The sequence below is a fragment of the Algoriphagus sp. PAP.12 genome, assembly GCF_026652115.1.
Taxonomy (GTDB): domain Bacteria; phylum Bacteroidota; class Bacteroidia; order Cytophagales; family Cyclobacteriaceae; genus Algoriphagus.
Map to the genome: position 1 here is coordinate 47,444 of NZ_JAPPSQ010000005.1, position 26,386 is coordinate 73,829.

The 26,386-nt window shown below is 40.5% G+C and carries 18 protein-coding genes and 1 tRNA gene; 9 read left to right on the forward strand and 10 right to left on the reverse strand.

The features are described 5' to 3' along the window. Positions 1-321: 321 nt before the first annotated feature. Genes O0V13_RS07985 through O0V13_RS07995 form a run of 3 tightly spaced genes read right to left on the reverse strand, consistent with a single transcriptional unit; the run spans position 322 to position 4,428 of the window. Positions 322-2,604, reverse strand: coding sequence for a xanthine dehydrogenase family protein molybdopterin-binding subunit (locus O0V13_RS07985; protein WP_268034451.1), 2,283 nt, complete (start codon positions 2,602-2,604; stop codon positions 322-324). Positions 2,605-2,629: 25 nt separating this feature from the next. Continuing rightward, entirely contained in the window at positions 2,630-3,085 is a 456-nt protein-coding gene (locus O0V13_RS07990) for a (2Fe-2S)-binding protein (RefSeq protein WP_268034452.1), read from the reverse strand. 53 nt (positions 3,086-3,138) lie between these two features. After that, positions 3,139-4,428, reverse strand: a complete 1,290-nt coding sequence (locus O0V13_RS07995; protein ID WP_268034453.1) for a Gfo/Idh/MocA family protein — start codon at positions 4,426-4,428, stop codon at positions 3,139-3,141. A gap of 324 nt (positions 4,429-4,752) precedes the next feature. Here O0V13_RS07995 and O0V13_RS08000 point away from each other — a divergent pair. The 4 genes from O0V13_RS08000 (at position 4,753) to O0V13_RS08015 (ending at position 7,685) form a co-directional block, all read left to right on the forward strand. Beyond that, positions 4,753-4,826: transfer RNA gene (locus O0V13_RS08000), tRNA-Asn, on the forward strand. 332 nt (positions 4,827-5,158) lie between these two features. Continuing rightward, positions 5,159-5,941 (forward strand): hypothetical protein, encoded by a 783-nt coding sequence (locus tag O0V13_RS08005; RefSeq protein WP_268034454.1) that lies wholly within the window; start codon positions 5,159-5,161, stop codon positions 5,939-5,941. Between the two features lie 81 nt (positions 5,942-6,022). After that, the gene (locus O0V13_RS08010; protein ID WP_268034455.1) at positions 6,023-6,814 is read left to right on the forward strand and encodes a zinc-dependent peptidase; all 792 of its coding nucleotides are present in this window, start codon (positions 6,023-6,025) and stop codon (positions 6,812-6,814) included. A gap of 76 nt (positions 6,815-6,890) precedes the next feature. Further along, complete coding sequence (locus tag O0V13_RS08015) at positions 6,891-7,685, forward strand: hypothetical protein (RefSeq protein WP_268034456.1); 795 nt, start codon at positions 6,891-6,893, stop codon at positions 7,683-7,685. 75 nt (positions 7,686-7,760) lie between these two features. Here O0V13_RS08015 and O0V13_RS08020 read toward each other — a convergent pair whose 3' ends face one another. Next, positions 7,761-8,945 carry a dicarboxylate/amino acid:cation symporter gene (locus O0V13_RS08020; protein ID WP_268034457.1) on the reverse strand — a complete coding sequence of 395 codons (1,185 nt, stop codon included), beginning with the start codon at positions 8,943-8,945 and terminating at the stop codon, positions 7,761-7,763. 184 nt (positions 8,946-9,129) lie between these two features. Here O0V13_RS08020 and O0V13_RS08025 point away from each other — a divergent pair, with 184 nt between their 5' ends. Continuing rightward, entirely contained in the window at positions 9,130-10,623 is a 1,494-nt protein-coding gene (locus tag O0V13_RS08025; RefSeq protein ID WP_268034458.1) for a sulfatase, read from the forward strand. Between the two features lie 40 nt (positions 10,624-10,663). Further along, a complete protein-coding gene (locus tag O0V13_RS08030; protein WP_268034459.1) occupies positions 10,664-11,515 on the forward strand; it encodes an N-acetylmuramoyl-L-alanine amidase-like domain-containing protein in 852 nt (283 codons plus the stop codon). Here O0V13_RS08030 and O0V13_RS08035 read toward each other — a convergent pair. The 3 genes from O0V13_RS08035 to O0V13_RS08045 form a co-directional block, all read right to left on the reverse strand. Further along, on the reverse strand, positions 11,512-12,339 hold the full coding sequence (locus O0V13_RS08035; protein ID WP_268034460.1) for a cyclase family protein: 828 nt from the start codon (positions 12,337-12,339) through the stop codon (positions 11,512-11,514). The two genes, O0V13_RS08030 and O0V13_RS08035, sit on opposite strands and share 4 nt — an antisense overlap. A 95-nt stretch (positions 12,340-12,434) precedes the next feature. After that, entirely contained in the window at positions 12,435-13,871 is a 1,437-nt protein-coding gene (locus O0V13_RS08040) for a sulfatase (RefSeq protein WP_268034461.1), read from the reverse strand. A 37-nt stretch (positions 13,872-13,908) separates the two neighbouring features. Next, positions 13,909-15,303, reverse strand: coding sequence for an alpha-L-fucosidase (locus O0V13_RS08045; RefSeq protein WP_268034462.1), 1,395 nt, complete (start codon positions 15,301-15,303; stop codon positions 13,909-13,911). A 207-nt stretch (positions 15,304-15,510) separates the two neighbouring features. On the opposite strand from O0V13_RS08045, the gene O0V13_RS08050 reads away from it, so the two are divergent. After that, positions 15,511-18,012, forward strand: coding sequence for a phosphocholine-specific phospholipase C (locus tag O0V13_RS08050; RefSeq protein WP_268034463.1), 2,502 nt, complete (start codon positions 15,511-15,513; stop codon positions 18,010-18,012). Between the two features lie 170 nt (positions 18,013-18,182). Here the strand turns inward: O0V13_RS08050 and O0V13_RS08055 are convergent, their stop codons facing one another. The 3 genes from O0V13_RS08055 to O0V13_RS08065 form a co-directional block, all read right to left on the reverse strand. After that, positions 18,183-19,823, reverse strand: coding sequence for a M1 family metallopeptidase (locus O0V13_RS08055; protein ID WP_268034464.1), 1,641 nt, complete (start codon positions 19,821-19,823; stop codon positions 18,183-18,185). Positions 19,824-19,855: 32 nt separating this feature from the next. Further along, the gene (locus O0V13_RS08060; protein ID WP_268034465.1) at positions 19,856-22,069 is read right to left on the reverse strand and encodes a S9 family peptidase; all 2,214 of its coding nucleotides are present in this window, start codon (positions 22,067-22,069) and stop codon (positions 19,856-19,858) included. 575 nt (positions 22,070-22,644) lie between these two features. Continuing rightward, positions 22,645-23,139, reverse strand: coding sequence for a phosphoheptose isomerase (locus O0V13_RS08065; protein ID WP_268034466.1), 495 nt, complete (start codon positions 23,137-23,139; stop codon positions 22,645-22,647). A 180-nt stretch (positions 23,140-23,319) separates the two neighbouring features. On the opposite strand from O0V13_RS08065, the gene O0V13_RS08070 reads away from it, so the two are divergent. Beyond that, a complete protein-coding gene (locus tag O0V13_RS08070; protein ID WP_268034467.1) occupies positions 23,320-24,636 on the forward strand; it encodes an aminotransferase class I/II-fold pyridoxal phosphate-dependent enzyme in 1,317 nt (438 codons plus the stop codon). A 6-nt stretch (positions 24,637-24,642) separates the two neighbouring features. Then, positions 24,643-25,728 carry a serine hydrolase domain-containing protein gene (locus O0V13_RS08075; protein WP_268034468.1) on the forward strand — a complete coding sequence of 362 codons (1,086 nt, stop codon included), beginning with the start codon at positions 24,643-24,645 and terminating at the stop codon, positions 25,726-25,728. The last annotated feature ends 658 nt before the right edge of the window (positions 25,729-26,386 follow it).

Consider the following 26,386-nt stretch of genomic DNA (forward strand, 5'->3'; position numbering starts at 1 on the left):
CGAACTTGTTCGGAAATCCGGCGATTTTTAGCGTTTGACCCAATCTGGCAGAAAATGTCCGCAGGCATTTTCAAGCCAATTCAGGCAAAAGACTTTTGGTGACTTTTGGTCTTTCATAAGTCACATAATCAATAAAACCTGTCATGTTTTTTGTTTGTTCGAAAGAAATTAAAAATTAAAGCTAACAGGAAACGACCTATTAAAACAGTCTCTCAAACAGTCCAAGCTAAGAGATATGTGAATAAATCAACTATTTTAAAACAATAAAAAAATGGTTCAAGCCAGAAGACTTGAACCATTACAAAACTCTAATTCTTTTAATTAAACCTTGAAAGGCAATTTATAAATCCGCTTTCCATTTAGACGATATATGGCATTGGCCAAAGCAGGAATAAATGGTGGAACCGGTGGCTCTCCTACCCCGGTCGGCTTGATGGAACTCTCTACTATGTGAACATGGATTTCTTTCGGAGATTCAGGCATCCTGATGATTGGATAGGTATCAAAATTACTTTGTTGGGCTACCCCATTTTCAAAGGTTACCTCAGAAGCAGTCGCCAAACTCATGGCGAATTGAGCACCTCCTTCAAACTGTGATTTGATCCGGTCAATATTCACTCCAACCCCACAATCTACTGCATAATGAACCTCTGGGATAGTAATATTTCCATTGGAATCTTTATCTAAAATCACCAGACAAGCCACATAGGTTAGAAAGCTTTTATGAGCTGCAAATCCCATGATTCTCCCTGCTTCTTTCTTCGCTTTATAATTCGATTTTTCTGTTAACTCCCTAACTACGTTTAACATTCTGCCTGTATTCCAAGGATACTCTTCAATCTTTTCCCCATAATTGGGATAGGCTCCATCGACCATCTCTGATTGGAAATCAATATCCCGTTCAGGACCAATCAATTCATAATAATTCTCTACAGGATCCTTTCCTCTAGCCTCTGCTATTTCATCTATCATAGAATGAATGGCAAAAGCATGATGGATATTACTCACCGACCGAAGCCAGCCAACTCTCACATGCCCAGTAGACTCATGGGATTCAATCCGAATATTGGGCACATCAAAAGGAAAGTCAGTACAACCTAAGCCCATTTCTCCGTCTGAAGGCTGGACTTCTGTCAAAGCACTGGAAGAACCTATGGCTGGAAACACAGTATGGTGGTTCCATCCTGTCAGATTTCCTGATCCATCCAGAGTAGCCCTGATTCGCTGGGCACTCAATGAATGATAACAATCAAAATGGATATCATCCTCTCGAGTCCATTGAACTCGAACAGGTGTTTTTGCAGCCTTAGAAAGCAAAGCCGCTTCTACTACATAATCGGGTTTGGATTTACGACCAAAACCTCCACCTAAGAGCGTCACATTCACCGTAACTTGAGAAGCATCCACTCCTAGAGCGGTTGCTACAGCACCTCTAGCCCATTGAGGATGTTGGGAAGGAGCCCAAACCTCACAGCTTCCATCGGCTTTCACATCAGCAATAGCTGTTGGTGGCTCCATCGTGGCATGGGCATAATAGGGAACTTCGTAGGTTCTTTCAATCACTTTGGAAGCTGACCTTCTTGCTCCATCAAAATCACCTCTTTTTCTTCTGACCTTCCCGTTACTTTTGGTACTTTCCAGCATTTCTGCCATCTGCTTTGCAGAGCTGTAATCTTTATTGACTCCCAAATCCCACTCTACCTCCAAAGCATCTCTGCCTTTCATAGCAGACCAAGTATTGTCTGCGATCACAGCCACACCTTCCAAGGCTTTGTCCAAACCGGTTGGATATGATCCTTCTATTTTCACCACCTGTACTACGCCAGGCACTGCCAAAGCTTTCTCTTCATCAAAAGAAATCACTTTTCCACCAATCACAGGACAGCGTTTTACCACTGCAACCTTCATATTGGGCAGATCCACATCTGCTCCAAAAACAGCTTTTCCTTGGGAAATATCCTTCAAATCATAAATCGGAACGGCTTTTCCAATCAATTTATAATTTGAAAAATCCCGAAGAATAAGCTCTCCTTCTGCCGGCAATGGGGCCTCTTTCAGTTTTGCAACCAATTCTCCAAAAGGAACTTTTTTTCCTGATCCCGAGTGAATCACCATCCCATCGGCAGTATCACATTCCGAAGGCTCCACGCCCCAATCAGTTGCTGCCGCTTTGATCAACATGATTCGGCCGGTGGCACCTGCTTTTCGCATCGGTTCATAAAACATCCTGACGGAAAAGGAGCCATCGGTATTTTGATTCCCATATTTTTCCTCGTCCCCTTCCGCTTGGACGATCTTCACTTTGCTCCAATCAGCTCCCAGCTCATCGGCAACGATCTGAGGCAAAGAGGTCCGAATTCCCGTTCCCATTTCAGATCGATGGGCAATTATGGTGACTTCATTATCAGAATTGATGCTGAGGTAAACATTGGGCGCAAAAGTGACTAATTCACCTTTGGGGCCGGAGCATTGAAAATTGACTCCGAGGAGTAATCCACCAGCGGCCAAAGAACCTAGCTTGAGGAAATCTCTTCGTGAAGCTTTGAAAACCTGGCTACGGTCTTCTACTTCTTTATTTTTGAAAATGGGTATAGGCGGAAACATAATTTTTCGGGTTTAAGGTAGAAGATCAGGAATTGGAAGCAGTTTTGATTGCTTCTTTGATGCGATTATAGGTTCCACATCGGCACAAATTACCAGACATTGCCTGTTCTATTTCTTCATCGCTTGGATTCGGATTTTGATTCAACAAAGAAGCCGCATTCATAATTTGCCCTGATTGGCAATAGCCACATTGAGGAACAATATGCTCCACCCAAGCTTTTTGAACAGGATGATTTCCTTCATCTGACAAGCCTTCAATTGTGGTGATTTTTCCAATACCCAAGGCAGAAACAGGCATTGAACAAGACCGAATGGCCTGACCATCCAAATGAACTGTGCATGCACCACATAAAGCTTTCCCGCAGCCAAATTTGGTCCCTTTCATCCCTAACAGATCACGGATAACCCATAATATGGGCATATCCTCCGGAGCATCGATAGATTTTTGCTCACCGTTAATATTAATAGAATATTGAGGCATTTTGAATTATTTTAAGTTTACCTATCTAATTTATGGATTTTTCGGGGCATTGTTTAGATTCCGATCAAATTCCATTTATCTCTATATGGTCTAAAAAGCAATTGATTTGCCGCATCATTATTTTTGAATTCTTCTTTCTTTGCATTCCATTTCAATTCCTCTTGAAGCTTATATGAAATCATAGCCAAATGCATAGGCATGACCATTTGACGCGCATATTCCAAATTGGATTCCGGTTGGGTTCTCGCTTTTACAGCATCGATAAAGTTCTGCTGATGCCCCGGAGACCGGATAATAGTTTTGGGAATTTCCGGAATATCATCCATGACTTTTCCGTCGATTCGAATCTCTCGATTGCTGTAGTCACAGATCAAAGTCCCTTTACTTCCTTCAAAATAAGCTCCGATACTTTTCCCGATTTCACCCGGTAAATCAGGTCTTTCTGATGTCCAAAAGAGATCCAAGTTTTTAAACTTCATATCCACATCAATCCATTTTGGAGTATCTCCCACACCGTCAGATTCCTCACCCACAGCTTTGACCTTTTTGAGTCCTTCAGGGCCCAAAGACCACCAAACAATATCAGCAATATGACACCAAAAATCCTGGAAAACGCCTCCTGAATATTCCATAAAATAGCGATAGGTGAAATGGCATTTCTCAGGCGCATAATCTGCCATAGGAGCAGGTCCGAGCCACATATCCCAATCCAAATTGGCAGGGGGTGCCTGGTAATTCAGTTTTTCAATCACAGGTGGTTCACCTGTCTTCCAAAGTCTTACAGTTTTGATTTTGCCCAAAACGCCAGATTGAACGATCTCAGCAACACGATGGTAATTGTCTCCCGCATGGATTTGTGTTCCCATCTGAAATATTCTCCCTGTATCCCTCTGAGAATTCAACATCCAAAGACCTTCTTTTTGTGAAAATGAAAGAGGTTTCTCTCCATACACATCTTTGCCTGCCTGAAATGCCAAAATAGCAATCTGGGCATGCCAGTGATCGGGAGTGGCAATGGTCACGGCATCTATATCATCCCGTTCCAACACTCTCCTGAAATCCTGATAAAGCTGAGCCTTCGAATCTGGATGGATTTCCTTCAATTTCGCCAAAGCTTCCTCGGTTCGGACTGTATCCACATCGCACAGAGCCACAATCTCAGCTTCAGGCAAGTTGGCAAACCAGCGAAGATGGTTCAATCCCATCCCTCCCAAACCTATATGGGCTATTCTCAAGCGGTCTGAGGGGGCTGCTCGAAGTCCTTGAAAAGGTAAAAACTGCATTCCAAGGGCAGCTAGTGAGGAATATTTTAAAAACGATCTTCGGTTAAAATTTGAGTTCATGATGATAGGTTAGGGAATAAAAATGACAAGGACTGAAAATAACAATTCTCCACTGAAAAACCCCTACGACGAAAGAATTCCAGAGATTTGTATTTGATCTAATTTCCGAGGCTTTTAAGAAGAATCATTGAAAAATGAGCTTCAACATCCGATTAGCTCAACTTTTTTAGAAAAATTTTAAAAAAATAAGTCCCTGATTCAGAAAAGGAAAAGTAGCCTGGGAGCAAAAAGAGAAAGATTTTTTGTTCGCATGTTTGGAAAAAATCAAAGATGCCTCTACATTTGCATCACGTTAAACAAACGCGGTTAACGAAAGAAAAAAATTCCTCCTTAGCTCAGCTGGTTAGAGCACATGACTGTTAATCATGGGGTCCTTGGTTCGAGCCCAAGAGGGGGAGCACAAGCCACTCAGAAATGAGTGGCTTTTTTCGTTTTTAATGGTTTTATTTTCAAAATAACCTTTTATATCTTTTTTGAACCAAATCAATGCAATCCTCGAGAGCCGGCTCATAATCCTCGATAATATTGTCAAGACGTTGCCTAGAGTTCGATTCTTGATGGCATGTTTGATAATGAATACTTTTGTGATGAGAATTTGACAAGCGTTCCGGAATACGCTTTGTCGATACTTGTCTTAGCCCCACCTTTCAAATTTTTCTTAGGAGAATATTTGCACCTTGACAGTCAAGTCATTTAACCACAAAATTTTGACTAATTTTAGAAAGAAGTTATGGCAACAGTTCAAGAAACAATTCACGAAATAGAAGAATTTCAGAATGAAGTTTTAAACTCAAATCTTCAAGATGAATTCTGTCATAATTTACTTCGTATTACGTCAGTAATATACCTTGACTATTTATCTCATGCTATTTTGGGTGGGGCAAAAAAAGAAAATTTATATACTGCACCATATGCTGAAAAATACTACAAGATTGTAAGCTTGGAATTTCTTCATGAACAAATAAGAATCAATTCATTGGGGCAATTATTCAATATCTGGAATATTTATGAAAGTTTCCTAAGGAAGAAATCCAATGAAATATTTGGAGAAGAGGACAGGTATATTTCAAGGGTTATTAAGAAAATAATTGAAAAATTTGATGATAACAAAAGTAAAGTGATTCTCAGTGAATTTGATGTAATAAGACATACTAGGAACTCCTTTCATAATGGAGGGATTTTCAAAGAAAATAGCACTGGAGAAAAGGAGCTAAGAGGAAAAAAATATATTTTTTTAAAAGATGAGCCAGTAAAACCAGTAAGAAACATGGATATAATTCAAACGATTTGCATTTTATTGAAATCAACAAAATCCCAGCTACCTCAAAATCTTAATCCAAACCAACTCCTCGTCCCTATCCTTCCAGATCTCGATTATCCCTCGGAAACAGGCGTCACATTCTACTATCCAACCCTCCAAGGGCTCAGAACCCTTGGAGGGTTTCAATGTGGGCTTTTCCTCGTCCCCTGTCTCCACAAAGCTTTATTTCTCCGCTCGAGAGAAACGAACTAACGCAAGCAGACACGAAATGGGGAAATAGGGATTAATTCCATTGGAATAACTAATTTAGCTGGAGAAATTAGTTAATCCCTCATGAATACCTTTACCCTCCTCTTTGCCCTTTTTCTTTTAAGTATGTTAGGTTGGGTGATTTATCGGTCCAAAGTCAAAAAAAGCGGTTTGGATGTTCCAGAGGTCTTCCCTCCTGGTTGGAGAAAATTCCTTTTGGAAGAAGTCCATTTTTACAAGGAATTATCTGAAAGTGACAGATTGGTATTCGAAAGCGATATTCAACGATTTCTGAAACGGATCAAAATCACCGGCATCAAAACTGAAGTGACTGACGAAGACCGGCTTTTAGTGGCCAGCAGTGCCGTAATCCCCATTTTCAGATTTCCGGAGTGGGAATACAAAACTTTGGTTGAAGTTCTTTTGTATCCAGACACCTTTTCGGAAGATTTCAACTTTTCCGAAGGTGATAGAAATGTAACCGGAATGGCAGGAAGCGGAGGCATGATGAGCAATTTGGTGATTTTCTCCAAGCCAGCTCTTTGGCAAGGGTTTGAAAATAAAACCGACAAACACAATGTGGGAATCCATGAATTCGTCCACCTTTTTGACAAGCAAGATGGAGAGGTTGATGGGATTCCTGCCATTTTCATGAAACATCAATCTATCCTTCCCTGGATGCAGTTGATCAAAAAGAACACAGAGGAAATGCTGGAAGGAAAAAGTGATATCAATGTATATGGAGCCACCAATCCGCAAGAGTTTTTGGCTGTGACAAGCGAATATTTCTTTGAGCAGCCTCACTTATTCAAAGAAAAGCACCCTGAATTGTACAAGGTGCTTTCTTCAGTTTTTCATACGGATTTGGCCGATTAACCATTCAAATGCTGGAACAACTCAAATAAAAAGACTACACTTTTCGTTATTGAATATATTTTTATTGGTAGGAAATATGAAATTTTTAACAATCTGGCTTTTACTATTGCCTAATTTATTATTTGCGCAAGTAAAAGATCATGCTGCTTATATGGCTAACAAACTCACTCCCTTAGAAAAAAGGGAAATGAGGTTAAAAAACAACAGGGAAGACGGGCCATATTTATTATTCCAATTTGGAATCCGAAAACACAATACTACTCCAGGTGAAAACATCTTTTTTGACATTTATGGAGAAATGGATGGCGCAGTAGCTTCTACCTACGGTTTCCGTAAAAACAATTTATCTATTGAAACAGGACTAGGATTTATTTGGCATAATTCAGAGAAAGTATATTTCCTAGGAAATCCAAATGACAAGCTTCGTACCCATTTAAACTTCAATTCCCTCTACCTTCCAATAGGCATTCGATACGATATTCCGCTAAAAAAGGACAAAGGGATACGTTTTGGAGTCCATTCTTCAGCAAACATCATTGTCTTTTCCACCGAAAAACCAACCTATGGTCAAAATATTCCTTTTGAAAAAAGCTTTGAATCAAAAGGGATTTCCTTCGATTATCAAATCAAAAACAAGCCAATACCCTCTTTTTTTAAGATTGGCATCCATACAGAGTTTTCAATTTTTAAATCCTCTTTTTTACTTATTCAAGGGAACTATTTGATTTCTCCTTACCCCTACCGAATCCTCTCCTATGAATGGGGAAATCAAAATGAGTCCGGATCTTTTCAGGATGAGACAAAGATTGATGGATGGATGTTTGAAATTGCCTATAAGCTGCCCTTAAATATCTTTCATCTAGAGAAATAATAGCCTAGGACTTTGAATAAAGTCTAGCGCCTTTCAACTTTCAAACTTTATATTTCTGACTTCCTGACCACTGTTTCACTGGCCACTAACAACTGCTTCCTCTCCCGCAATCTTATCCACCACCAAAGCAATTGCACCATCTCCTGTTACATTACAGGCCGTTCCAAAACTATCCATCGCGATATACAAGGCAATCATCAAACCGATCATTTCTTCATTGAATCCCAACATCGCCTGAAGCACTCCAATGGCAGCCATAATTGCTCCTCCTGGCACTCCAGGTGCTGCCACCATGGCTATTCCCAGCATAAAAATAAAGCCGGCGAACATGGCAAAATCAAATGGCATTTCATTCAATATCATCAATGCCATCGCGCAAGCCGTGATCTTCATGATACTTCCAGAAAGATGGATAGTCGCACAAAGTGGAATCACAAAACCAGCAACTTTCTCAGAAACCCCATTCTTTTCTGCTTGCTCCAAAGTTACTGGAATAGTGGCCGCTGAAGACTGGGTTCCTAAAGCTGTGAAGTAAGCCGGAAGCATATTTAACAGGAGTTTTACAGGATTTTTCTTGACAATAGTTCCAGCAATCACATACTGCAAAATCAGCAAAAGGATATGCAATCCGAAAATCACACCTATGATATTTAGGAAGACGGATAAAATCTGGAAAACTTCCCCACTGTAGGACATGCTTGCAAAAATCCCGAGGATAAATAGAGGCAAAAGCGGAATAATTACTTTCTCGATCACCTGCATAATAATGGTCTGAAAGTCGCTCACTACCAATTTCAAAGTGGATTTTTCTTGATAAGCCAAGCCCAATCCAATTACAAATGCCAAAACCAAAGCAGACATCACGTCAATAACAGCTGGAATTTCGATAGAGAAAAACGGAGTCAACTCCTTCGTATTTTCAGCTATTTCAGTGGTTGAATTGATATGCTCAGCCAATAGGCCCGGGAAAATATTAGATGCTGTAAAAAAGGTCATAAACCCTGAAAACAAGGTAGAACCATAGGCAATAGCTGCTGTCAACAAAAGCATTTTTCCGGCTTCCTTTCCCAAATCAGAGATCGCCGGCATGATCAATCCCATGATGATCAATGGAATTGCAAAACTCAAAAATTGACCGAAAAAGGCATTGAAAGTAGCAAAGATCCGATTGAACCATTCCGGCATATACAAACCAAAAACAATCCCCAGAACGATGGCAACAAATACTTTAAATAAAAGGCTATTGACTATTTTCTTCATAAAATCGAATTGTAAAGGGCCTCAACGGTACAAGCCCATCTCTAAATTTTGATTTGCTAAGATAGAAGGATTGGGGAGAAACAACCATTAAGCATTAAACTCAAATTCAAATTAGTCCATTTGACCAATTATGATATCATTACACCCTAAATAGATTTATATTAGAGCTCTTAAAAAAGCTCCTATGCGTTCTAAATTCCCCCTAGCTCTCCTAATTTTAGCCTTTTCCTTTCAGATAAACAGCTTTTCACAAAGCAAGGAGAAACCCAATATCGTTTTCTTTTTTGTGGATGATATGGGTTGGCAGGATACCTCTGTTCCATTTTACAAAGAAGTCACCAAACTCAACAGAGAATACTACACTCCTAACATGGAAATTTTGGCAAGTGAGGGAATGAAATTCACACAAGCCTATGCGGCGGCTGTTTGCTCCCCTTCAAGAGTTAGTTTGATCACGGGGATGAACCCAGCCAGACATCGCGTTACCAATTGGACTTTGAGAAAAGGAAAATCTCCAGACCCTGAACATCCGATCGTCACCTCACCCAACTGGAACCTGAATGGCCTAAGTGCACATCCAAATGAAGAACTGGCAGTATACCATATCACGCTTCCTGAACTTTTGAAAAATGAAGGATATAAGACCATCCATGTTGGAAAAGCTCATTTTGGTGCTGATCAGACTTCTGGAGAAGATCCATTGAATTTAGGCTTTGATGTGAACATAGCTGGACATGCTGCAGGTGCTCCAGGCAGCTATTTCAGCGAAAAGCATTTTAGCTCAACCTGGAGAAAAGGTGATAAAATCTGGGACGTACCTGGATTGGAAAAGTATTATGATCAAGATATTTTCCTGACAGAAGCATTGACTTTGGAGGCTAATCAAGAAATTGAAAATGCCGTCAAAGAAGGCAAGCCATTCTATCTCTATATGTCACACTATGCAGTGCACGCCCCTTGGGAAAAAGATCCTCGATTCTACCAAAAATTCATTGATCAGGGATTGGGAGAATTTCAGGCGGCTTATGCATCCATGCTCGAAGGAATGGACAAATCATTGGGAGATATCATGTCCCAACTTAGAAATTTGGGAGTTGAGGACAATACGATAGTGGTATTTATGTCTGACAATGGTAGTCCAAGTCAAACTCCTCCAAATCTCCCACTTCGAGGTCATAAAATCGATCCTTATGAAGGAGGAATTCGCGTCCCCATGATCGTCAAATGGCCAGGTGTGGTACCGGAAAAAAGTAAAACCAATGATTATGTCATCATCGAGGATATATTTCCAACTTTCCTTGAAATGGCAGGAACACCTAAACCAGAAAAAAATTCAGATGATGGAAAAAGCTTCGTTCCGATTTTGGAAGGAAAGAAAACTAACTCGGAAAGACCACTATTCTGGCACTTTCCAAATACTTACGATGTACCTCCATACAGCATAATCCGCAAAGGTGATTGGAAACTGATTTATCAACATGTAGATCAGACTTTTGAATTGTATAATATCCCTAATGACATTTCCGAGACTCAAAACCTGATTTCACAAAACCCAAAAAAGGCGAAAGAGCTTTCGAAAGAGTTGGGTAAATATTTAAAAGAGACTCAGGCTCAAATGCCATCAATCAATGCTACCGGAGAATCTGTAGCTTATCCGGATGAGGTGCAAATAAAGTAAGGAAAAGATCCGTTTTCATTTCCCTATATTTAACGGAAATATGAAAAAGCTCCTGATATCCATTTCTCTCCTTTTCCCAATTCTCCTACAGGCACAAACAGTTTGTAGCTTAGAAAGCCGAGAAAAGGTTGAAAGCGCCTTAGAAAAACTAACAGAGCTTGATTCTAAGTCCATGACTCCCAATGAACGAATCGTGGAAATTGGACAGTGGTTTATGGGAACTCCCTATGTGGAGAAAACACTCGAAATCCCTGGACCAGAGCAGGTAGTAATTGATTTTCAAGGAGTGGATTGCACCACATTTTTGGAATCGGTGGTTTCCTTAGCTCTTATCGAAGAGGCAGGAGATTTATCCTTTGAGGCTTTTGAAAAAGAACTGGAAAACCTTCGATATCGAGGAGGTAAAAATACCGGCTATATCAGTCGCCTCCATTATTTTTCAGATTGGATTTATAGCAACCAGAAGAAAGGGATCGTCACTGACATGACTCAAAAAATCGGAGGAGTTCCTTATGAAAACCACCCTACTTTTATGACGGAAAATCCTCAGCTTTATCCCCAACTCAGCCAAAAAGAAAATGTAGAGCAGCTCAAAAATATTGAAGCAGGAATCCGTACCCGATCTTATTATTTCATTCCAAAAGCACAAATCAGCCAGGTTGAAAACAAAATTCAATCTGGAGATCTAATCGCAATTACCACTTCCATGAATAACCTGGATATGGTTCATGTGGGATTTGCTTTCGAAAAAGATGGAAGAATTCACTTGATGCATGCCAGCTCCAAAAACAAAGAAGTGGAAATTTCAGAACTTCCACTTCATGAATATTTAGCAGGAAACCGATCCCAATCCGGGATTATGGTTGTGAGATTAAATTCAGCATCTAATTAATCTCTGATAGTCGCAATTACGCGAAGCGGACCTCCACTTCCCCCTTTGATTTTCATAGGTAGAGCTACTACATAAATGCCCGTTGCTGGAAGTTGATCCAAATTAGCCATGTTCTCAAATCCTGGAATCTGATTTTCCATCAATCGCTGATGAGCAGCAAAATCCTTGGACTGTCCATAATCTAAACTAGGAGTATCCAATCCAACAGCCTTTACCTTTCTGGCTTTGGCAAGCCATTCAGCTGTTTCAGGATGAATTCCCGGAAAATGCAATTCAGGAATAGCATCTACCCCTGTTTTAGCTGTTCCAAAATACCCTTCTCTATCAGGATAAAACTGGCCATAGCCCGTTCTGAATAGTACCATGGTATTTTCTGGAATTTTGCCATTTATAGACTCCCATTCCAATACAGCAGCTGAATCAATCAAATAATCTCGATTATTCAAGGCTTTTTCACTTACATCAATCACCACTGCATTTCCAGTCAATTTAGAAAGAGGTAGCTCATCCACGGTCTCCCCTTTTTCATAAAAATGAATGGGGGAGTCCAAATGAGTCCCTCCATGCTCTGGAGTCAAAAGAGTGTAAGAAGAATAATAATATCCTAATTCTGTAATACCTTCAGCATCCACTCTGTGCTGAAAACCATCAGGATTATTTGGCCAATAAAGAGTTGTCGAATCAAAGGAATAAGTCAAATCAATCCACTTAAGATCTTCAAAAGGATCAGGAGACAAAGTCTCAACCGGAGTATTTGAATAACAAGAAATCAATAGGAATGGAAGAACTACTCCAAGGATTGAATTTTTAAAAAGCTTCATCATTCAATAGGTTAGATTTTACTGAAAGTAAGACTGAAATTTTAAATGATTATCATACTAAAAGTTTAAAAACCAAAACATTCCTATCAAATCCGGTTTTATAAGTTTTGTGTCACTTTCTCAATTTGAGATTTTTCAAAAAGGGAGTCATACTCCAAATTTCTTTCTGTAGGAACCGGTGAGTGATTTCGCTCTCTCCATTGATTCAATTTCCCTAAAAGTTCAGCTACTTTTTTAGGATTGGACTCTGCCAAATTAGTGGTCTCTGAAATGTCCTCTTTCAGATTATAAAGTTCCAACCCTCCATCTTCAAAATACTGATGAAGCTTCCAGTCTCCTGACCGAATTACCGAACCTGGTCTGGTTCTAAAAAGCGGATCCCGAGCTCCATCTTCTTTGGGGTTATATGCCTCTAAGTAAATAGGAAAGTGCCAAAACAGGTCTTGAGAATCCATCTTTTCTCCCTTCAACAAAGGAAGAAAACTTTCACCTTCCAACTGGTAAAGTGGTTTTTCAGCTCCAATTAAATCTTGCAACGTAGGGAAGAAATCTATCTGAGAAACCGGAATCTGTACTTTTTGGTGAGAAAACTTTCCAGCCCAAGATACAATCAAGGGCACTCGGATTCCTCCTTCATAATAACTTCCCTTTCCTGCTCTTAAAGGATCTTGATAACTGACAGCCCGGATCCCACCATTGTCAGATGTGAAAATAATTATTGTGTTTTCCGCTAAGCCCAAATCGGAGACTTTGGATAATAGCCTTCCGACATTCTGATCCATATTGTAAATCATGGCTGCATATGTCGGATTGGATCTTCCTGGCTCGGGAGTTTTTGCAGCAAATCGGGCGATATCCTCCTCTTTGGCCATCAATGGTGTATGGACAGTATAAAAAGGTAGATAAAGAAAAAATGGCCGTTTTTGATTCTTTTCGACAAAATCGATCGCCGCAGAAGTCAAAACATCTGTCAAAAACTCCCCATCCTCAACTGAATCCACTGGACTCACATTAAATGGGCTGAAATACCCATCCCTTCCCGGGTTCCCTCTGTGACTTCCACCTACATTGAGGTCAAATCCGAAGTTGATGGGATTTTCAGAAACATGCCATTTCCCAATGCTGGCCGTGATATAGCCTTGATCCCGAAACAAATTACCGAGAGTGTATGATTTTGGGTCAATTGAATCATTATTAGGAGATGGAATGAGTTTTATGGTTTTGGGATTACCTCGATCTGCAGGACTTACTGTATAAATCCCATGGGTCGGTGTATTTGTCCCTGTCAGCATCGTAGCTCGACTTGGGGCGCAATTGGAGGCTCCAGCGTAGGCTTGATTAAACACCACTCCTGTTTTGCTCAAACTATCAATATTCGGGGTCTCGTAATAACTCGATCCCATATATCCCAAATCTCTCCATCCCAAATCATCCACATTGATCAGAATGACATTGGGTTTTCTTTCTTCCATTTTCACCTCTTGAGAACACGAGAAAAAAGAAAGAAATAGGGGGATTAAAAGGAGTTGACGCATGGGATTCTGTCTTTTAAAAGACCTTAACAATAATATTTTAATTTAGGAAAGCCTTCAAAGATTTTAGCTTCACCTCTCCTTTAGACTCCAAAACTTTCAACCGAACTGCTTTGATTTCAACCTCAGGAATTTTGGCAATGTGCTTATGTCCGATCAAAGTCCCTTCATACAAATTCACCCATTTCCCATTTACTTTTCCTTCCAACACAAACTTTCTAACACGTTCTCCAAATTCAATATTTTCCTCCAATACCACTTCATTAATCTTAAGAGCTTTTGATGAAGTGCTTTGCAAAGTTCCTTTTTTATCAGGAACAGCCGAAATCAATGGATTGTCAAACCGTTGATGAATTTCCTCTCCAAACTCTTTCAATCTTTGGACATCAGCATCGGGAACTAAGCCTCTGTCATCCGGCGTAATTCCTAAAATCAGTGTACTATTATGGCCGACACTGTTGTAATACATATTCATGAGGTTTTCCAATGGATAAATATGATCCTCATCCTCAGGTTCCCAAAACCATTCATGTCTTCCATTATACCCTCTCAAAGGAGCGTCACTCATCGCAGGGATGTAGTATTGCCCATCCGGATCTCCATGTTTGATCGGTCGAAAATTGATGGAATCCCCTCGGTTTGCAAACCAAGAAGGTGTATGGTATGTCCCCCAACTTGGATAAGGAACAGTCCCTGATTCACTCCCTCCCCAACGAATATCTGCCCGATCCAGGTTATGGTAAAATAGTGCGTTTGGTTGGTTCCGCTCTACAATCCCTTGCACATCAGGTCCTCCTTGCTTAGGCCCATGAGCTCCCCCATCAAACCAAATAATAGCCAATTCGCCATATCGGGAAGTCAATTCCTCCACCATGCCTTCACACATTTTATTGTAATAGGCCTGTCTGTTTTTGGAAAATTCCGAATTTCCCTGAACTTTGAAATCGTGGACTCCCATAAATGAATTCCAACGAATTCCGATATAAATCCCCGGCTCAATCCCCTGCTTTCTACAAGACTCCACAAAGTCTTTAACGATATCACCTTTCCCCTCCTGAAACTTCAAGGCTTTCATGCTATAAGGATTGACATCACTTTGATAGATGGCAAAACCTGTTTCATGGGTCGCGGTCAGAATGGCAATTTTGGCTCCCATTTCTTTGACAGACTTCACCCATTGATCGGTATCCAATTGCTCGGGATTGAAAATATTGTAATCCGGAATTGGCGTAATCCGGTTTTTACTTTGTACATATTTTTCTTCATCAAAAACATGTAAATCATAATGGAACACAGCGACTAACTCCGCATCCTGCCAAGCTAATTGGGATGCTGTTGGGACTGGTACAGGAGAAATGTCCTGAGCATGAAGAATAGGATTACTCAACAGCAATAGAGCCAAAATGGAAAGAAAATATCTAGGGCTTAAAATCATGGGGTTTTAGTACTTTTTGTATTCAAATCGGATGTGAATATGGAGAATAATCTAAGCTTCTTCAAACATTATTAGTGCAATTACCCTAAAAATTGTATTTGAGAAGAATTTGACAATATGCCCTAATTGGTTTCCATGCTCATTTCTTTACATTATCTTAACCTCACTTTTAATCAAGACTCCAAGCAACCCCATTATTTTCACCTCATGAAAAAAACCAGGAGAGAATTCCTCAAAAAATCAGCTCTATTGACTGGAGCAGCAGGAATGTGGCAAATATTACCGACTTCCATTGAGAAAGCTTTAGCGATCAGCCCAGACCCGGGAACCACTTTTGAAGATGCCGAGCATGTAGTTATGCTGATGCAAGAAAACCGATCATTTGACCATTGTTTTGGAACCCTCCGTGGGGTAAGAGGATATAATGACCCGAGGGCGATTTCCATTCCTCAGAAATTCCCTGTATGGATGCAGCCTGACAAAGAAGGAAACCGATTTGCCCCTTTTAGACTAGATATCCAGGCCACCAAAGCAACTTGGATGCGGGATATTCCGCACTCTTGGGAAAACCAGGTTGACGCAAGAAATAAAGGGAAATATGATGGCTGGATTGAGGCCAAAAGACCCGGAAGAGAAGAGTTCAAAAAAGTCCCATTAACCATGGGCTATTATACCCGCCAAGACATTCCTTTTTACTATGCTTTTGCTGATGCCTTCACGGTTTTTGATCAGCATTTCTGCGCTGCACTGACAGGTACTACTACCAATAGAAGTTATTTCTGGACAGGTAAAACGCATGGCGAACCTGGCACCAAAGCCAAAGTAAGAAATGGCGAAGTAAATTATGAGCACGAAGCGAGCTGGAAAACTTTCCCTGAAAGACTGGAAGAGTTGGGTATTTCTTGGAAAGTGTACCAAAACGAAATCAGCTTACCTTCTTTGGTGGAAAACTCTTCTTTACTGGCAAACTTCACAGACAATAACTTAGAATGGTTCTCTAATTTCCATGTCAAATTCAGTCCTGGATTCTACGAATACCTTGAATATCAAAAACCGATTTTGGAAAAGGAAATTGCAGACTTTGAACAGCATGGAGTACCTCAGGATGCTGGAGCAGATTTCTTGAAGAAAATTGAGGAGAAGAAAGCTCAGCTGGCAATGGCCAAAGAGTATTTGGTAACTTATAGCCCAAGCAATTTTGAAAAGCTAAGCGGCTTTGAGAAAAACCTCCATCGCAAAGCATTTGCTAGAAATTCAGGTGATCCGAATTTCCAAAAAATAGAAAAAATCAAATACACCGAGAATGGTGAGGAGCGAGAAGTAGAAGTTCCAAAAGGAGATATTCTTTACCAATTCAGAAAGGATGTCAATGAGGGAAATCTCCCTGCTGTGACATGGTTGGTTGCCCCACAAAAATTCTCCGATCACCCAAGTGCACCTTGGTATGGAGCCTGGTTTGTATCTGAAGCTTTAGACATTCTAACCAAAAATCCTGAGGTATGGAAAAAGACCATTTTCATTCTGAATTACGATGAAAATGACGGTTATTTCGATCACCAGCCTCCTTTCGTTGTTCCTGATCCTAAAAACCCAGCCGAGGGATTGATATCAAAAGGGATAGGTACTGATGGGGAATACGTGTACAGCGAAGATGAAAAAGCTTCAGGATTCGATGAGGATGAGTGCAGAACCAGTCCCGTTGGCTTGGGATACAGAGTACCTTTGATTGTCGCTTCTCCATGGACACGTGGCGGCTATGTCAATTCTCAGGTTTCCGACATCACATCTACTATCCAGTTTTTAGAAAACTTCTTAAGTAAGAAGACAGGAAAAACCGTCAAAGAAAGTAACATTTCCGATTGGAGAAGAATGGTTTCAGGTGACTTAACTTCTGCCTTTAGGCCTTATAACGGAGAGCCATTGGAAAAGCTGAAGCCAGTGGATCGAAATGAATGGATGACTCGAATCCACAAAGCCCAGTTCATGGATTTACCTGATAATTTTAAGACTTTCTCCCCTTCAGAAGCTCCTGATTGGAATGAAGAGAGGCTGAAAAAAGAAGGGATCTTGCCTAGTCAGGAAAAGGGTACTCGCCCTTCCAATCCATTGAATTATGATTTGAGAGTGACTGGAGATTTTGATGCGGCAAAACAGGTCATCACCATGACTTTCGAAGCTTCCAAAAAGATTTTTGGAGAAGATGCTTGGGGAGTACCTGTTCAAGTGTATGCACCTGGAAAATTCAAAAGTGATGATTCAGATCAATGGGAAGAGGCTCGGAACTGGAATTTCGCAGTGAAAGCTGGCGATACTCTTACTTATGAATGGCCTGTGGCTGATTTTGAAAATGGAAATTATCACCTGAGAGTTTATGGTCCGAATGGCTTTTATCGTGAGCTAAAAGGCAGTGGAAAATCCGGGTCTGCACAGATGATGTTGACACCAGGATTTGATTCGGCTGGCAAATCTAGGACAGCAAATCTGATTACTGATATCCAAGGAAATGCTCCAATTCAGCTAAAGGAAAATGCCTATAGAAAAGACGAAGCCGGCAAAAAAATCAATCCAAGAAAACAAGAAACTACGCTTGACTTCGAATCTTCGAAAGGCTGGTATGATTTGACTGTTAAAGGACCTGGCTTTGAATGGACTTTTGCAGGAAGAATTGAAAATGGAAAAGAAAGTATTTCGGATCCATTGATATCGTAAGCTTATTCAAAGTCGAAAGACGATAAATAGAAACCCCTCTGGTTGTGTCACTACAAACCGGAACAACTTAATGACCTAAACTATCAATTGTAAATGCGGAAAGAGGCATCAATTCCGCTCAACCTGACAAAAATAGGCCCTGCTTATCGATATAAACAGGGCCTTTTTATTTACCTAATCTTCAAGGTCGATACATAATAATCTGGGTCAACCTGTACTTCTGAAGGAGCTTCAATCTCCATTTTCTTCCATTCTGTGGTTGGATGAAGGCGGACATTTCCCCCTCCCAAACTGATATCAACTGGAATATCAAAGGATGGAATACAATTGTTCCATCGATAGTTCAAGGTGTTATCCTCCGAGAAATAAAATTCAAATGTAGGAATACTCGTTTCTCTCAAATACTGATCAAAGAAAGGCTTCAGATCCATTCCCACCTGATGTGAAATATAGCCCTCTACTTGTTGGGTAGTCACAGTTTGATGGTAAAATTCCTTATTCAAACCTCTCAAAATCTCCCTCCATTTTTCATCGTTATTCAGAATCTGACGAAGAGTATTTAGCATATTACCACCCTTGTAATACATATCCCCGGAACCGCTTCTATTAACTCCATAAATCCCGATTATTGGGCTTTGGTTAAGGATATTTGCTCGGGTTCCTCTCACATATTCCTGACCTGCTTCTTTCCCATAGAAATAATCCAAAAACAAGCTTTCCGAGTAATTGGTGAAGCTTTCGTGTATCCACATATCCGCCACGTCCTTGTAGGTGATATTATTGGCAAACCACTCATGACCGGACTCATGGATGATGATGAAATCGAATTTCATTCCCCAACCGGTTCCGCTCAAATCTCTTCCCAGATAACCATTGGCGAACTTGTTTCCATAGGTCACAGAACTCTGATGTTCCATTCCCAAATAAGGAACTTCTACCAATTTAAATCCATCTTCATAAAATGGATAGGGCCCAAACCAATGCTCGAAAGCCTCCATCATTCTTGGAGCATCTTTGAACTGACTTTTGGCCTTTTCCAAATTGTCCCGAAGCACATAATAATCCATAGAAAGAGTTCCTTTTTCTCCAGCAAATCCCTCTGAGAAATGCACATAGTCTCCGATACTGATATTAACTCCGTAGCCATTGATCGGATTATCGACAAACCAATCATAAGTAGTGGTCGTCTTGCTTTCTTTCACATTGATCAGACGACCATTGGACACATCCATCAAGCCTTTCGGAACTGTCACTGAAATCAGCATACTGTCTACCTCATCTGCAGGGTGATCTTTGCTTGGCCACCAGATACTCGAACCGATTCCCTGATTGGAATTGGCGATAAAATCCTTTCCATTGGTATCTTTTTGCCAGGTAATTCCTCCATCCCAAGGCGGACGAACTGCTACTTTAGGCTTTCCTTCAAAAGAAATCAACACTTCATTCATCTCCCCTGCTTTCTGTTCCTTTCTCAAGGTGATGAAATGAGCCGCACCAAGTTTTTCCACCTTCAATGGCTCTCCGTTTTGGCTTGCAGCCGTGATTTTCATAGGTTCCTGCAAATCGATTTGAAGGGTCTCACCTGGCTTCTCTACTTGGTAACGAACCAAATTGGTTCCTTTGATGGATTGGGTTTCCGGAAAAACCTCCACTGATAAATGGTAATAATTCAGATCCCACCAAGCCCTTGCAGGCGTAATACTTCCTCTAAGCGTATCTGCAAAAGTGATAGGTCTCTGGGCAAATAATTGGATAGAAGAGGCCACTGTCAGCCCAAAAATGGCAGTAGCTTTAATTATTCTTTTCAACATCTTGAAAGTCGTAAATAGTAAGTCGTAAATCGTTATTTGTCCTCAATCTTCACCGTCTTTCCACCCGGAGGAACATTCTTTCTCAAATAATCGGTGTAAAGCTTAGATAAGTGAGCGTTCGTTCCTTCTCCTTCTGAAATGGAATGGGAACGATTAGGATAAGGCATAAATTGAAACAATTTGCCATGCTTGATCAATTCATTGACCAACATCTCGGCATTATTGTAATGCACATTGTCATCACCTGTTCCATGGATATAAAGCAGATTTCCTTCCAGGTTTTTAGCATGGGTGATCGGAGATCCGGCAATGAAGTCCTCCGGATTTTCCTGAGGCAAGCCCATGTAACGTTCCTGATAAATATTATCGTAGGTCATCTGGTTCGCAACAGCGGCGATAGAAATACCGGTTTTATAGATTTCCGGATATTGGAACATCAAATTCAAAGTAGCAGAACCACCACCTGACCAACCCCACACTCCTACTCTTTCGGGATCTACAAAATCCCAAGCAACAATCTGCCTGGCAGCTTCCGCTTGGTCAGAGATATTTAAGCGACCAATTTTTCTGTAAATGCTTTTTCTCCAAGCTCTACCTTTTGGTGCCGGCGTTCCTCGGTTATCCAAACTGATATAGATATATCCATCTTCGGCCATATTCCCTGTATAAAGTCTGTTATTCCCCACTCCATAGGTATCCTTTACATTGGCTCCCCAAGGCTCCGTATAAACAAAGAAAACAACAGGATAGATTTGGTTTGGATCAAAATCGGCCGGCTTGACCATCCATCCATCCATCTCAGTCCCGTCTCCCAAAGTAACTTTGAAAAACTCCACATTTGAATCCACTTGGTTGGAAGCCAAATTCGCATCAATGCCTTTTTCCTTATCCAAAGGTTGATGCTTTGGCAAGGAAATCCATTCCATCATTGGCTTGACAGTATGGCTTTGAAACTGGTGCATGGCCAATGTTCCACTTGGAGAAATGGTATAATTATGAGTTCCTTCCTGATTGGCTGGGCTCACTCTTTCCACTTCACCTTTTCCATCTAATTTGGTTCTGAAAAGATACTTCTGAGTTGCATTTTCTGGTGTCGCATGGAAATAAACCACATTTTTCTTTTCATCGAAGTGCACCAAATTCATCACGTCGAAATCACCTTTGGTAATCAAAGTTTCCTTACCGTCCAATCCGATTCTGTAGAGGTGTCTCCATCCATCTTTATCGGATAGCCAAAGGAACTCCTTATTATCATTGAGCCACTTGAACTCATGTCTGTAAGTCAACGAATAGACATTTTCCCAAGTAGAAAGGACATCGATCCAAGCCTCATCCCGCTCCTCAGAGATCAATTCCACATCATTGTTGACCACATCTACACCGAAAATCTTGCTATGATTTTGCTTTCGGTTCAACTGCTGTACCAATAGGAAATCATCAGAGTTCCATTCCATTCTTGGTAAATAATGCTGCTGAGGATCCCCAGGAATCGCCAACCAAGTCAAATTTTGATTGGCTAGTTCGATCACACCAATTCTTGCTGGAGAAGGTGCCTCACCGACAGTTGGATATTCTACAGGAATCACTTCAGAATACACTGAATCAGTGAAGTTGATCATATCATAATCCTTGATCTTCTCTGCATCTAACTGCCAGAAAGAGATCCTTTTTCCGTCAGGGCTCCATTGGAAACCGTCTCTACATGCAAATTCTTCTTCGTAAGCCCAGTCAAAAGTTCCATTGATCAATTTTCTTGTTCCATCAGTAGTCAAGGCAGTGGTTTCACCAGAATTCAAATCTTCTACATATAAATTGAATTCGCTGACATAAGCCACTTTTTCAGCATCAGGAGAAAGCTTTGCAAAACGCAAAGAAGACTCTGGAAGTCTCTTTCCTACTTGCTGAAGTTTTTTGGAATCCAGATCCAAAACCCAGTAATCACCTTGAGTATCCAATCTCCAAACTCTTTTGGTGTTGGTATAAATGAGGACCTTTTTACCATCCTCAGAAAAAGTAAAATCACGAACAGCCAAAGGTGACTCACCTGCTGGAGCCAATAATTCAGCTGGTATAACCAATGACTCGGACTCGTCCATGATATTTTGCTGGACAATTCCACTTTTGTTTGATTGATAAAAGGACTCTCCATCGGGAGCCCATTTAAAGGATTGGGCAAAGCTGCTTTGGGAAATAATCGCCCAAAAGCAAACTAGTACTAGTTGGAATAGAAATCGGGTATTTTTCATCCCAGAAAATTACTAGAAAAATATTATTTCAGGGAAAAGAAGGTTAAAAGCAAGACCGCTTAGCTCATTATTTTATCTAAACGGGTTGAATAGGGTTTAAAAACTGGAAAGTCCTTCATAGCATGAATTCTTAAAAATTCCACTTTGTAATAACGTAGTATTTGCCTTGAGTATCCTGGTTGGCAAAAATTAACCAATCCTTCTTTTTTGATCGTTCTTTTGTCTTGACACAAAAGAACCAAAATCCCGATTAATATCGAGGACAAGATCTGGCAAAGCTTCCAACCTCACTCCAACCGCACTCCTTGCTGCCAGCTCTTCCCACCGCACCTGTAATATTCAAGTAAACATGAATTTTTTAATAGCTCTAAATAAATTTGCAATACGTTAAAGGTATCCGGAATTTCCTTTGAATTGGCTTCAAAATGCTTTACCTCATTTCTGGCAAAAAACCCCTGATTACCGAGGAAGGATATATTTTTCAGAAGAGCCAAGATTACAATGTGAAAAATCCCGGAAATCGAAAATGAAAACCGGGATTTTAAGGCTTTTATCTTTATCTATATGCGAGACCTTTACCTTCCAAAATCATCCTGAAGGCGAACGATATCATCCTCATCTGAAGGTTGGGAGGCGTCGGTATGTTGCCAGATTTCTGCAACCATTCCCCAATCTTCCATTCCTATCAATCTATGTCTCTCTCCTTGCTGCAACTTAATCTTGTCCCCTTTTTCCAACACCTTGACCTCACTTTCCACATCCGTCAGACTTGTCGCAACAGACACCTTTCCGTCGATACATCTCCAGATCTCTGCTCTTCGAAAATGGTATTGCCAGCTCAATCGCTTCTGAGGAGCAACCAATAAAATCTTGGGACTTAGCTTCTCAGATATTTTAAGGCTTTCAAAATCTTCCTCTGGGAAGAACTCTTTTGCAAAATCTGCTGCCTGAGCTTCATTCAAAACCAGAAATCCTCCCCATGGGCGCTCTCGGTCTTGCTTAACGATCTCAAAACCAAGTTCTCCCATTAATTTCTCTGCTTTCGCAAAAACTTCTTCTTTTGTTCTCATGGTGGTTTTCATAAAAATTGGCGCTGCTAAGGTAATTTATCTTCATTTTTTTCACTCTGAATTTTACATAAAAAGTCGGGCCAGTTTTCTGCTTTTCTAATCAATACAATAGAAAACAGAGGAACTTTCATTGGATTTCAATTGTGCTATCCCTAGCTTTTGAACTGAATATATTTCCTTATGAATTCATCCTCCCTTTCAAATAAAGGCTTTACTGCCACTCAAACTCCAGCTAGAGTAGATATGAAAATCTATTTCGAAGCTTTGGAAAACCTTTATCACCCAACAGAAAACCCTACAGGAGCCCTTCCCATGAATGTGGCAGAAAATCACCTTTGTTGGGAAATGCTGAGAGAAAGAATCCAAAAAGTCACTCGTGAAAATGATATTCCAGAATGGGTTGCCAGCTATACTGATCCTTCGGGCGCGCCTTCGTTTCGGGAGGCAACAGCCGGTTTTCTTTCCAAATTTCTATTCAAGGCTCCAGTGGATCCAGAAAGCATCGCTTTTTCAAGTGGGGCAACATCCGTTATCGAGATGACTGCTTTTCTTTTGGCAAATCCGGGAGATACAGCTGTGATTCCAGCACCAAGTTATCCAGTTTACACAGGAGACATCGGGGTGGTTCCAAGTGTAAAAAGATATGATCTCCAAACCCATACTGAGGTTTCAGAACTGAGAAATGGTGTACCTATTTCTATTGACAACTTAGAAAAGTCCAAGACTGAAATTGAAGAAGCAGGAAGCAGGTTTAAGATGTTAATTCTAACTACACCAGACAATCCGACTGGGGCAATCTATTCAGAAGAGCAACTGAGAGAAATCGCTGATTGGTGCATCCAAAATAAAGTGCATTTGATTGTCAATGAAATCTATGGGCTTTCTCAAATTGACATTACCCATCCCGAACTCAAAGCAGATTATCCCGATCCGATTGAATTTGTTTCTTTTGGAAAATTGATGGCTGAATACCAGAGTCCATTTCTTCATTTTTGGTATTCATTTTCCAAAGATTTGGGTATTTCAGGTTTTCGAGTTGGCTTGGTTCATTCCCATAATCAAGAATTCTTGGGCGCTTATAGAAATGCAGGAATGGGTCACTCCATTTCCAATTTTACCCAATGGATTATGCAAGAAGTGATGGCTGATCACGCCTTCCTAGAATCTTATTTCAGCGCCTATCCAAAGGAGCTTACCCAATCTTATTTGATCGTGATTCGAACATTGAGAGAAATGGGAATTGACTACAGTCCCTCTTATGGAAGTTTGTTTGTGTGGATGGATATTTCCAGATTCTTGACAGAGAAAACCGAAAAAGGAGAAGAAGAGATTTGGCTCGATATCTATGAAAAAACTGGAATCCTAATCACTCCTGCTAATGGTTTTGGACATCAAAAAAGAGGTCTATTCCGCATGGTAATCACCGGAATGGATCATGAAACACTACAAGTCGCCATGGACCGGTTAAAAACTTATTTTAGCGAAAAGAAAGCCTAAATCCAGATGAAAAAAATAGTAGCTCTATTCTCCAGCCTATTCCTATTTACTCAAGTTCAAGCTCAGAATTTTCAAACCATTTTAGATGAAGAAGTCAATCCCAAAATCCCGGGAATTTTGGTGAGTATTGCATCTGGAGACAATCAACTTACTTGGTCTGGAGCTGCAGGCTTGGACCTGATAGAACCGGCAGAACCTCTTGAAGCTGATCAAACCTTCCGAATTGCCAGCGTCACCAAAACCTATGTGGCGGCCAGCATACTTCGACTGATGGAGATGGGGATTTTGGATTTGGAAGATCCAGTATCCAAACATCTAGCTCCGGAATACACTGCCATTCTTTCTCAGGATTATGACCTGGATCAAATTACAATCAGACAGACCTTAAGACATGCAGCTGGCTTTTTCGATCATACCCATGCCCCAGAGTTCTTTGACATCATCCTTAAAACTCCGGATCACGAATGGACCAGAACAGAGCAGTTTCAGATGTGTGTCGACAAAGGAGAACCAATCGGCCCTCCCGGAGAGCAGTTTAGCTATTCGGATACCGGCTATGTGATTTTGGGAGATATCATTGAAAAGTATACCGGGAAAAATCTGGATGGCGGGATCAAAGAACTCCTCAATTTGGAAGAGTTGGGATTGAAAAGAACAGACTTCGAAAGGGAAGACCCTAAGACAGATGAAAAGCGAATTCACCAATATTTTCAGGGTATGGACACCTATGGATTCAGCCCGACCATGGATTACTACGGAGGAGGAGGATTCCTTTCTACCACTGAGGAATTGGTAGATTTCTTCCAGGCTTTATTCCAGGGTAAAGTTTTCGAAAATCCGGAGACTTTGAAAATCATGTTAGAGCCAGTCACCTATGAGAAGAAGGCCAATATGGATTATCAAATGGGGATGTACAAAGTAAAAATTGAAGGAATGGATGCTTTTACTCATTCCGGGTTTTGGGGAACGCAGGTGGTTTATATTCCAGAAAAAGATCTCTTTATGGCTGCAAACTATTCCAGTATCTGGAGAGGAAGTGCAGTGGCTCCAGTTTTTGGAAAAATCGTGAAGGAGTTGGAGAAAGGGAATTAGTTTTTCCCACAAATAAGCACAGAAAAGACACTGATATTCTCTGATTCTTTTTTATTTCAGCGGAGCTATATTTCTATTGTATTTCGCGAAACATATTTCCACTATTTCCCACAGATCAACACAGAAAAAGACCCAGATTTTCACTGATTCCTTTTTATTTCAGCTGAGCTGTATTTCAATCGTTATTTGCGAAGCGTCTTTCCTCTTTTTCCCATAGAAAAGCACAGATTTCACGAACTCCAACTCAATAAATATTTCGCCGAAGGCATATTTCTAATGTATTTCTCAAAGCCTATTTCTTTGAAACAGATGAATCAACTTAACTTTTAAAAAGCCTCCCAACGGACATTTCACTGTCCGAAAAAGAACAATCCAATCACTAAAAACAGCCCTCACAAGCTTCAAATCCAGATGGCATTGAGATTGAGCTTAATTCGATATGCTTAACTTCTTACTTTGGTTAATTCTATTGGTCCTATGCTGGCCAATCGCCATCCTCGCCATCATTCTTTACCCTATTATTTGGTTGCTTCTATTGCCATTCAGGCTTTTGGGATTTGCTATAGATTTATCCTTTGACCTAATCAAAAACATCCTGATGCTGCCATTTAATATTTTGAAGAAAGCATAGGAAATGGATTTGAAATTCTAGAGCCGA

Bases quoted from the DNA above. Each gene is read 5' to 3' on its own strand.
- O0V13_RS07995 (WP_268034453.1), bottom strand. From the start codon at position 4,428: ATGAACTCAAATTTTAACCGAAGATCGTTTTTAAAATATTCCTCACTA.
- O0V13_RS08015 (WP_268034456.1), top strand. From the start codon at position 6,891: ATGAAATTTTTAACAATCTGGCTTTTACTATTGCCTAATTTATTATTT.
- O0V13_RS08025 (WP_268034458.1), top strand. From the start codon at position 9,130: ATGCGTTCTAAATTCCCCCTAGCTCTCCTAATTTTAGCCTTTTCCTTT.
- O0V13_RS08020 (WP_268034457.1), bottom strand. From the start codon at position 8,945: ATGAAGAAAATAGTCAATAGCCTTTTATTTAAAGTATTTGTTGCCATC.
- O0V13_RS08075 (WP_268034468.1), top strand. From the start codon at position 24,643: ATGAAAAAAATAGTAGCTCTATTCTCCAGCCTATTCCTATTTACTCAA.
- O0V13_RS08035 (WP_268034460.1), bottom strand. From the start codon at position 12,339: ATGATGAAGCTTTTTAAAAATTCAATCCTTGGAGTAGTTCTTCCATTC.
- O0V13_RS08040 (WP_268034461.1), bottom strand. From the start codon at position 13,871: ATGCGTCAACTCCTTTTAATCCCCCTATTTCTTTCTTTTTTCTCGTGT.
- O0V13_RS08065 (WP_268034466.1), bottom strand. From the start codon at position 23,139: ATGAGAACAAAAGAAGAAGTTTTTGCGAAAGCAGAGAAATTAATGGGA.
- O0V13_RS08055 (WP_268034464.1), bottom strand. From the start codon at position 19,823: ATGTTGAAAAGAATAATTAAAGCTACTGCCATTTTTGGGCTGACAGTG.
- O0V13_RS08005 (WP_268034454.1), top strand. From the start codon at position 5,159: ATGGCAACAGTTCAAGAAACAATTCACGAAATAGAAGAATTTCAGAAT.
- O0V13_RS08010 (WP_268034455.1), top strand. From the start codon at position 6,023: ATGAATACCTTTACCCTCCTCTTTGCCCTTTTTCTTTTAAGTATGTTA.
- O0V13_RS07990 (WP_268034452.1), bottom strand. From the start codon at position 3,085: ATGCCTCAATATTCTATTAATATTAACGGTGAGCAAAAATCTATCGAT.
- O0V13_RS08045 (WP_268034462.1), bottom strand. From the start codon at position 15,303: ATGATTTTAAGCCCTAGATATTTTCTTTCCATTTTGGCTCTATTGCTG.
- O0V13_RS07985 (WP_268034451.1), bottom strand. From the start codon at position 2,604: ATGTTTCCGCCTATACCCATTTTCAAAAATAAAGAAGTAGAAGACCGT.
- O0V13_RS08060 (WP_268034465.1), bottom strand. From the start codon at position 22,069: ATGAAAAATACCCGATTTCTATTCCAACTAGTACTAGTTTGCTTTTGG.
- O0V13_RS08030 (WP_268034459.1), top strand. From the start codon at position 10,664: ATGAAAAAGCTCCTGATATCCATTTCTCTCCTTTTCCCAATTCTCCTA.
- O0V13_RS08050 (WP_268034463.1), top strand. From the start codon at position 15,511: ATGAAAAAAACCAGGAGAGAATTCCTCAAAAAATCAGCTCTATTGACT.
- O0V13_RS08070 (WP_268034467.1), top strand. From the start codon at position 23,320: ATGAATTCATCCTCCCTTTCAAATAAAGGCTTTACTGCCACTCAAACT.